The sequence below is a fragment of the Streptomyces sp. CO7 genome (assembly GCF_053474865.1).
On sequence record NZ_JBRIOU010000174.1, the window covers coordinates 1 to 7,905 of the forward strand.

Sequence of the window (7,905 nt, forward strand, 5' to 3'; positions counted from 1 at the left end):
GCCACCCGCCGCAGGCGGGTGAGCTGCCAGTCGTTGACGCGCCGGCACGGGTAGCCCTCCAGCATCCCGCCGTAGGTCGACCACATGCGCAGCTCGGTGAGTTCGACCCGGCGGCCGGAGGACAGCACCACTCGGCTCAGGGACATCAGCCGCGCAACACCCACCAGCCGACGATCAGGCTGACGAACGCGCCCAGCATCAGTATCGACTGCGCGAAAAGGTACACGCTGCCCGTCACCCGCCGGGTCCCGCGGGGCGGCGCCTGCGGCAGCAGGACGTCAGCGCCGCGCACGGGTGTCCCCGGTTCGCCGACGCCGCGCCCCGGCCGGCGTCGGTGATGGCTCAGGAGCACTGTCACCCCGACCGAGCAAGAGCTTGCCATCCGGAAGTACGTTCCGGCGGACTGCTGCTGTACCGCCTCGTACCAGTGCATCGAGGAGAACCCTTCCAAGATCGTCAAGAACGGCGAGGGTGATCGTCCCACGCCGGCCGGCGGCACGTCAGCCGGTTTTCGCCCCGTGCAACCGGCCCCAGGAGGCCGCGGCCCGGCCTAGGCGGGACCGTCCCCGTGGGCGTCGTCGGGGCGGACGGCGATGTGGTCGGGTTCCAGTTCCAGGGCGACGCGGTCGCGCATGCCCAGGGCGCGGGTGTATTCGGCGGGCAGCTGGAGGCGGCCGGCCCGGTCGAGCATCGCGTACTCGCGGGCGACCAGGCTCTCCTGACCGGTGGCCGAGTCGACCTCGCTGCGGCGCAGCACCTCCGTCGAGGTCCGTCCGTCCCGGATGGCCACCGTGCGGCGGACCTCGGAGGCGACGGAGCGGTCGTGGGTGACGATGACGATGGTGGTGCCCAGCGCCTCGTTGGCGGTGCGGAACGCGGCGAACACCTGCTCCGCGGTGTGCGAGTCGAGTTCGCCGGTGGGCTCGTCGGCGAGCAGGATCGCCGGGTCGTTGGCGAGGGCCACCGCGAGCGCGACGCGCTGCTGCTGCCCGCCCGACATCTGCTGCGGCCGGCGGTCGCGGCAGTCGGCGACCTCCAGCAGGTCGAGCAGTTCCATGGCCCGCTCGGCCCGGCGGCGGCGCCGGCCCCCGGCGCCGGCCAGCTGAAGGGGCAGCGCGACGTTCTGCGCGGCGGTGAGGTAGGGCAGGAGGTTGCGTGAGGTCTGCTGCCACACGAAGCCGACGGTGCCGCGGCGGTAGGCGAGGCGCTCCTTGGCGCCCATGGTGAGCAGGTCGTGCCCGGCGACGCGGGCGGCGCCGGCGGTGGGCCGGTCCAGTCCGGCGAGGATGTTCATCAGGGTGGACTTGCCGCTGCCGGAGGCGCCCACCAGCGCCATCAACTCGCCCTTTCGCACCAGGAGATCGAGGCCCTGCAGCGCCTGGACCTCCACCCCGTCGGCGGAGAAGATCCGCACCAGCCGGTCGCAGGTGATCAGGGCGTCGTGCCCGTAGGCGGCGGCGTCGCGCGCGGCCAGCGCGCGGTCGGCGAGCTCGTGGAAGGTCGGGCTGTCGGTCATCGGCTGCTCCTGGGCGGACGGGGGGACACCGGCCGGTGCCGGGGAGGGCGTGGTCCTGCCGTGGTACCGGTCATCTACCGGTCCCCCAGCCTGAGTTCGGGTGCCGAGCCGCGCCGGGAGGTCCACCATGCCTGGCCGGCCGGCACGCCGACGGCCAGCAGCAGCACGACGAGCGCCGGGACGGTCAGGGAGAGCGGATCGGCGCGCAGCGCGACCGTGTCGACGGCGGACGGGGAGGTCAGCGCGACGGCCGTGAGGTCGACGCCGGGGGCCAGCAGGCGGATGCCGGCCCAGCCGGCGAGCACGCCGCCCACCGCGGCCGGCAGGGCCTGCGGGAGGGCGGTGAGCACGAGCAGCCGGCGGCCCTGCGCCCGGGTCATGCCCATGGTGCGCAACCGGGCGAGCAGGCCGCGGTGTTCGGGCGCGGTGCGCAGCACGGTCAGCAGCAGGGCGAGGACCGCGTAGCCGGCGCCCGCGAGGACGGCGGCAGCGTAGAGGCGTTCCGCGCCGGACTGCAGCGGTGAGCCGACGTTCCGGGCGTGTTCCTCGGCGCGCAGCTGGACGGTCGTCTCCGCGTCCTCGGCGCTTTCGGCGCCCCCGGCGTCCGAGGCGGCCTCGCTCTCCGATGTGCCCCCCGCGTCCTTCGCCGCCGCGCGGAGAGCCTTGCCGTCCAGGGCGTCGCCGGTCAGCAGCAGGGTGGTCGCCCGGGCCGCGTCGCCGGGGAGACCGGCCCGGTCGACGACCAGGAACTCGTCGCCGATGACGGCCGGCGTGCGGTCCCGGACCGTGACGATCCGGACGGTGACGACGCTGCCGTCCGGCAGCCGGACGGGGGCCGGGGCGGTCCCGTACCGCTCGGCCAGGCCCGGTGAGGCCAGCGCGGGCAGCGGCAGGACGTCGCCGGCGTCCGCCCCGTCCACCGTTCCGGTGTCCGCGTCGCTTCCCGCGCCGGGGGACGCCGCGCGCAGGTCGGCCGCGTCGAACGCGCCGAGGCCGGTCCGTCGCGACAGGTCCGCGTAGGCGCCGGGATCGACCCCGGCCAGCGGCACGGGTTCGGTGTCCTGCAGCGGCCGCGCCTCGTAGGCGACGCTCGCCTCCGTGGCGTCGCGGACGCCGGGCAGCCGGCGGACACGGTCGGCGAGGCCGCGCGGCAGGACGCCGGAGGCGCTCTCCACCCGGGCGTCGGCGCCGACGGCGAGGAGCGCGGCCTGGTCGCGGGCCGCCGTCACCCCCGCCAGGACCGAACCGCCGAACGCGGCCGTGGTCAGCGCGACGATCAGGGCGAGCAACGGCAGTACGGCGAGGCCGGAGGCGCGGGCCGCGTGGGCCAGCGACAGCGGGACCACCAGCCCGCGCGCCCGGGCGGTCGCCCGGCTCAGCGCACGCAGCGGCAGCGGGTGCAGACGCACCAGCAGCAGGGCCGTGACCACGCCGGTCAGGACGGGGGCGGCGGCCACCAGTCCGGTGCTGCCGGCCCCTTGGCGGCGCAGCGCGAGGACCGCGGCCACCGCGATGACCAGGACGGTCAGCTCGGCCACCGTGCGGCGTCGGGACGGCCGTGCGGTGGCGAGGTCCTCCCGGACCTCGTGCAGGCGGACCGTGCGGTGTGCCGCCGCCGCGCGCAGCGGCAGGACGAGGCAGGCGAGCAGGGTGACGGCGAGGGCCGCGGTGACGGCGGACCCGGTGCGGGCGCCGGGCAGCAGGAGCAGCGCGGCGGCGAGTCCGAGCGCGCCGGCCGGCACGGCGACCACCGCCGTCTCCGCCAGGAGCCGCAGGGCGAGACGGGGCAGCGAGGCGCCCCGGGCCCGCAGCAGGGCCAGCTCCGCGCGGCGGCGCTCGGCGGTCACCCCGCCGGCCATGGCGAGGACGATCACCGCGAGGGTGCCGGCGCCCACGGCGGCGAGGAGCAGCAGCGGCGAGACGCCCGCGCGCAGCCGGGCGTGGCCGGCGAGGACCTCGTCGAGGCCGGTCTGGGTCTCCATGTTCTGGTCGACGACGGTCCGCAGGTGCTGCGCCCCGGGGCCCGCCTCCAGTGCGGCGACGGCGGACGACAGCTGCTCCAGGTCGTGGGCGCGCAGGGCTCCGAGATCGGGGGCCAGGTGCCAGTAGCGGGTGAGATCGTCCTCGCTCTGGACGCCGAGGAGGGCGGGTCCGGCGTCGGGGGCGAGGAGCAGGCCGCCGAGCCAGTAGTAGTCCGCCGGGATGCTGCCGGGCACCTGGCTGAGCGCGGGGGCGCGCAGCACCGGCAGCGTCGACCAGTAGGCGCCCTCGGGCGAACGCGGGACGACGATGCCGGTGACCCGCACGGCGAGCGGTGTGCCCTCCACGTCGGGCAGGTGGATCACCGAGCCCACCTCGATGCGCAGCGCGCGGGCGGTGTCCTCGGTGACGACGGCCTCGACCCGCTCGGTCGCCGCGGTCACCGGGCCGTCGGTGCGGGGCATCCGGCCCTCGGTGATCCGGGCGTGGGAGTCCAGGTCCTGCTGGACGGCGACGACCATCTGGGCGGGGACGTCGGAGGGCCGGGGAAGCCACTCGTCGAGCGGCACGACGGTCGAGCGCACGCCGTACGTCGACTGCTCGCGGTCGGGCACGAGCGGCGTCCGGGCGGTGCCGAGGACCTCGTCCTGCGCCGCGGCCAGCGCGTCGGGGCGCAGCGCGGCCTCCGCCTCCTCGAGGCTGGTCCCCCTGGCGGGCGGGGCGGTCACCCGCACGGTCGTCAGGTCCGGCAGCGCCTCCTCGACCGCCCGGCGCAGCCCGGCGTCCCCGTATCGGTCGACGGCGCGCGGGTAGGCGGCGGCCAGCGCGGCGGTCACGGCGACCAGCAGCGCGAGGGCCAGGGAGGTGCCGGCGAAGGCCCGCAGCCGGGTCCGCAGTCCGGCCGGCGCGGACGGCCGCGCCGCCGCCCCCGCCTTCCGTGCGGCCGCCCCGGTCTTCCGCCCGGCCGCCGTCGGCTCGCGGTGGGACCGTGCGGGCTCGTGGTCGGGGCGCGCTGCCTCGTGGTCGGACCGCGCTGCCTCGCCGTCGGACCCTGCCGCCTCGTGGTCGGACGGTGCGGGCTCGTGGTCGGGTCGCGCCGCTTCGGGCTCGGACGTCTCCCGCCCGCGCTCGGGCTGGGTGGTCACTGCGTCACCTCGTCCCTGAGGGTCACCACGGGTCTGGCCCGCCGGAGTGCGAGGGCCGCCGTCACCAGGGCGGGACCGGCGGCGATGGCCGCCAGCAGCACGGCGAGGGGAGCGAGCGGCAGGTCGACCTGCACCGGCGGGAGCGGCCGGGCGGCCTCGCCGGTGAGGATGACCAGGGGCACGAGGACATGGGTGAGCACCACGCCCAGGGCGGTGCCGACGGCCAGCGCCAGGGCCACCAGTACGCCGTGCTCGACGGCGATCAGCCGGGCGAGGCGGCGGTGCGGGGTGCCGAGGGCGCGCAGCACGGCGAACTCGCCGTCCCGGGCCCGCATCGCCCCGGCGGCGCTCACCGCGAAGCCGAGCGAGACGAACAGGACCGTCACCGCGGCCGCCGCGAGCAGCGCCGCCTCGGGGGCCGCCCCGAACGGGTCATCCCGCAGCTCGGCCGCCGTCTCGTCGCGGACCACCACCTGCTCGGCGTCGACGCCGGGCAGGTCCCGCGCCGCCTTGGCCGTGGCCGCCGGGTCGCTCGTGCCCAGCCACCACTCGCCGGGCCGCAGCCCCTCCCCGTCACGGGCGCGCAGCACCGAGTCGACGGCCCGGAGGTCGACCAGCAGGGCCCCGCCGTCCTCGGCGGTGGCCTGTGTGGTGGGCAGGGCGGTCGCGGTGCGGACGATCCGGACGGGCACCGGGCGGCCGTCGAACCGCACCTCCGTGCGCTGTCCGACGCGGGCGCCGGCCGATGTGAGGAAACGGTCGGTGGCCACTGCGAGCACCTCGGGGACGGAGGGCCGGGCGACCTCCAGCCGGAACACCGGGGCGGCGACGGGCGGGCTGTCGGGCAGCAGGTATCCGGTGCTGTAGGTCATGGTGACGGGGGCCGTCGACGTGACGCGGGGGCGGGTCGGCAGGGAGGCGTCCTGGGGCGCGGTGGCGGCCGAGTCGGTCTCCACCGCGGTCGTCCACCGGGTCGGCAGGGACAGTTCCCGGGTGCCGCCGTCGGCCTCCCGGGCGGTGAGCGTGCCGAGGACCAGGCGGTGCCGGTGGGCCCGGCCGGCCGGCTGCGGCGTCTGCAGCCGCATCCCGGTCAGTGCCAACGGGCCTCGCGCGCCGTCCAGTTCGGGGGTCAGCCGGTGGGGGCGGCCGTCGCCGGCGAGGTGGCCGGAGGGTATCTCGTGGGAGGTTCCGTACCGGTCGCGCAGGGTCAGCGTGACGTCCGCGCCCTCCCCCGGCCGTGAGCTGTGCAGGGTGGCGGTCAGCGTGAGCCCTCGGGTGCCCGCCGGCACCTCGACGCCCGTGGGTGTCCCGCGCGGCGCGAGACCGGCGGTGAGCGGGCCGTCGGTGAGGTCGTGCCGCGCGAGCACCGCCCGGTCCGCCTCCCGGGTGTCCAGCGCGAGGACGGTCGCGTGACGGCTGCCCGGGAGCAGCACCGTGCGGCGGACGGCGGGGACGACGGCATCGACGTCCGCGAGCCCGGCGAAGACGTCGCCACGGCCGGCGCCGCCGCCTCCGGGGTCCATGACGCGCACGTCGGCGCCGGCGCGGAAGTCGGCCTGGTCGTCCTGGGACCGCTGCCAGGACGCGCCCTGCCCGATCGCCGTCACACCCAGCGCCACCGAGATGACCACGAGCAGCACCGGACCGGCGTTCCTGGTCGGCCGGCGGCTGAACTGCCAGCCGACCATGGCCGCGGTCAGCCCCCGGCCCCGGACCAGGAAGCGCTCGGCGAGGCGCGCCAGCAGGGGCAACAGCCGCAGCACCAGGACCGTGCCGGCGAGCAGCAGCAGCGCGGGCGCCACCACCAGCAGCGGGTCGACGCCGAGGACTCCCTCACGGTCGGCGGTGACGGCGCCGGAGCGCCGCCCGCCGAGCATCCACAGGGCGATCCCGGCCACCGCGAGCAGTCCGACGTCCGCCCCGGCGCGCAGCGGCGCGGGCAGCGCCCCCGACCGCGTCTCGGCGAGGCCGGTGTCCGGCGCCCGCAGCGCCGGGACGGCGACCGCCAGCGCGCACAGCACGGCCACGGCCGCGGAGACCGCCCACACCTCGGGCCGTCCACCGGCCGGCACGTCGATCCGCACGCCGGTGCGTCCCAGCGCGCCCTGGCCCGACAGCAGCCGGGTGAGCGGGCCGGACAGCAGCGGCGCCAGGACCACCGCCGGCAGGGAGATGAGCAGGGCCTCCAGCGTGGCCAGGCCGGCCGCCCGCCCGCGGGTGGCGCCCCGTGCCCGCAGCAGCCGGTTCTCGGCGGTGCGCTCGGAGTCGAGCAGCCGTGCCATCAGCAGCAGGGCGCAGGCCGCGAGCAGGGCCAGCTGGACGGCGACGATCAGCACGCTGGAGCGGGTGACGAGCAGGGAGCGTTCGACGCGGTCGAGGACGTCGGGCAGTCCGGTGGCAGCGACGGTGGTGCCGCTGAGCTCGGGGCGCTCGCGCAGCGCGGCGCTCTCCGTGCGGGCCGCCTCGCGCAGCGCGTCGATCCGCCCGGTCGTCAGGGACGCGTAGTCGGCGGACGCCAGCCAGCCCGACTCCCCCGCGCTCACCCGGCCGGACTCCGTCACGCCGCTGGTCGTGAGCAGGGGACCGTAGGTGGTGAACCCCGCCGCCTTCACGCCGCGGCCGTCCAGTTCGTCGAGCTGCCAGTAGGGCGCGCCGGCGTCCTTGGGCCGGTACAGGCCGGTGATCAGCACCCGCACCGCCGGGCCGCCCAGCCGGTCGGCGACGGTCAGGCGGTCACCGGGCTCGATTCCGAGCCGCCGGGCGGCGCTCCGCGGCAGCGCCGCCTCGACCGGGCCGCCCGCTTCCGCGTCGCGCGGGAGCCGGCCGGCAACGGTCCGCACCTGCGTGCGGTCGACGGCGGCGAAGTGGACGAGGTCGGGGTTCCCCTCCCGCTCGGAGGCCGGGCGCAGGGAGAGCGGCAGGGCGTAGGGGCCGGAGCGCCGGAGGGTGCCGACCCGCACGGGCAGCCCGTCGAAGACCTCGCGGGCCCCGACCCGCACGGCCTTGTCGGCCGCCTCGCGGTCGCCGGCCGGGACGTCGGCCTTGACGACCAGGGCGGTCTCGGCCGCGGTCCGCTGCCCGGCGAGCGAGCGCCGCAGCGCGGCGTCACCCACGGCGCCCGAGTACGCGGTGAGCGCGGCCAGCACGGCCGTGGTCAGTGTGACGGTCAGCAGCGCGGCGCCCAGGAGGGCTCGATACCCCCGGGCCCGCAGCACGACGAACCGCAACATGCCCGGCGGCACGCCTCGTTCCCCCACCGAATCC

The 7,905-nt window shown here is 77.3% G+C and carries 4 protein-coding genes; all 4 read right to left on the reverse strand.

Annotation, left to right across the window (positions count from 1 at the left end; genetic code table 11):
• Positions 1-145: 145 nt before the first annotated feature.
• The 4 genes from ACOV8S_RS31815 to ACOV8S_RS31830 all read right to left on the reverse strand — a co-directional run bounded on the left by ACOV8S_RS31815 (position 146) and on the right by ACOV8S_RS31830 (position 7,871).
• Positions 146-460 (reverse strand): hypothetical protein, encoded by a 315-nt coding sequence (locus tag ACOV8S_RS31815; RefSeq protein ID WP_448321977.1) that lies wholly within the window; start codon positions 458-460, stop codon positions 146-148.
• 90 nt (positions 461-550) lie between these two features.
• Positions 551-1,516, reverse strand: a complete 966-nt coding sequence (locus tag ACOV8S_RS31820) for an ABC transporter ATP-binding protein (protein ID WP_448321979.1) — start codon at positions 1,514-1,516, stop codon at positions 551-553.
• Positions 1,517-1,590: 74 nt separating this feature from the next.
• On the reverse strand, positions 1,591-4,392 hold the full coding sequence (locus ACOV8S_RS31825) for an FtsX-like permease family protein (RefSeq protein WP_448321983.1): 2,802 nt from the start codon (positions 4,390-4,392) through the stop codon (positions 1,591-1,593).
• A 245-nt stretch (positions 4,393-4,637) separates the two neighbouring features.
• A complete protein-coding gene (locus ACOV8S_RS31830) occupies positions 4,638-7,871 on the reverse strand; it encodes an FtsX-like permease family protein (protein WP_448321981.1) in 3,234 nt (1,077 codons plus the stop codon).
• Positions 7,872-7,905 lie beyond the last annotated feature (34 nt).

What these genes read in the sequence shown, in the direction of transcription:
- ACOV8S_RS31820 (WP_448321979.1), bottom strand. Translation starts at nt 1,516, where the DNA reads ATGACCGACAGCCCGACCTTCCACGAGCTCGCCGACCGCGCGCTGGCC.
- ACOV8S_RS31830 (WP_448321981.1), bottom strand. Translation starts at nt 7,871, where the DNA reads ATGTTGCGGTTCGTCGTGCTGCGGGCCCGGGGGTATCGAGCCCTCCTG.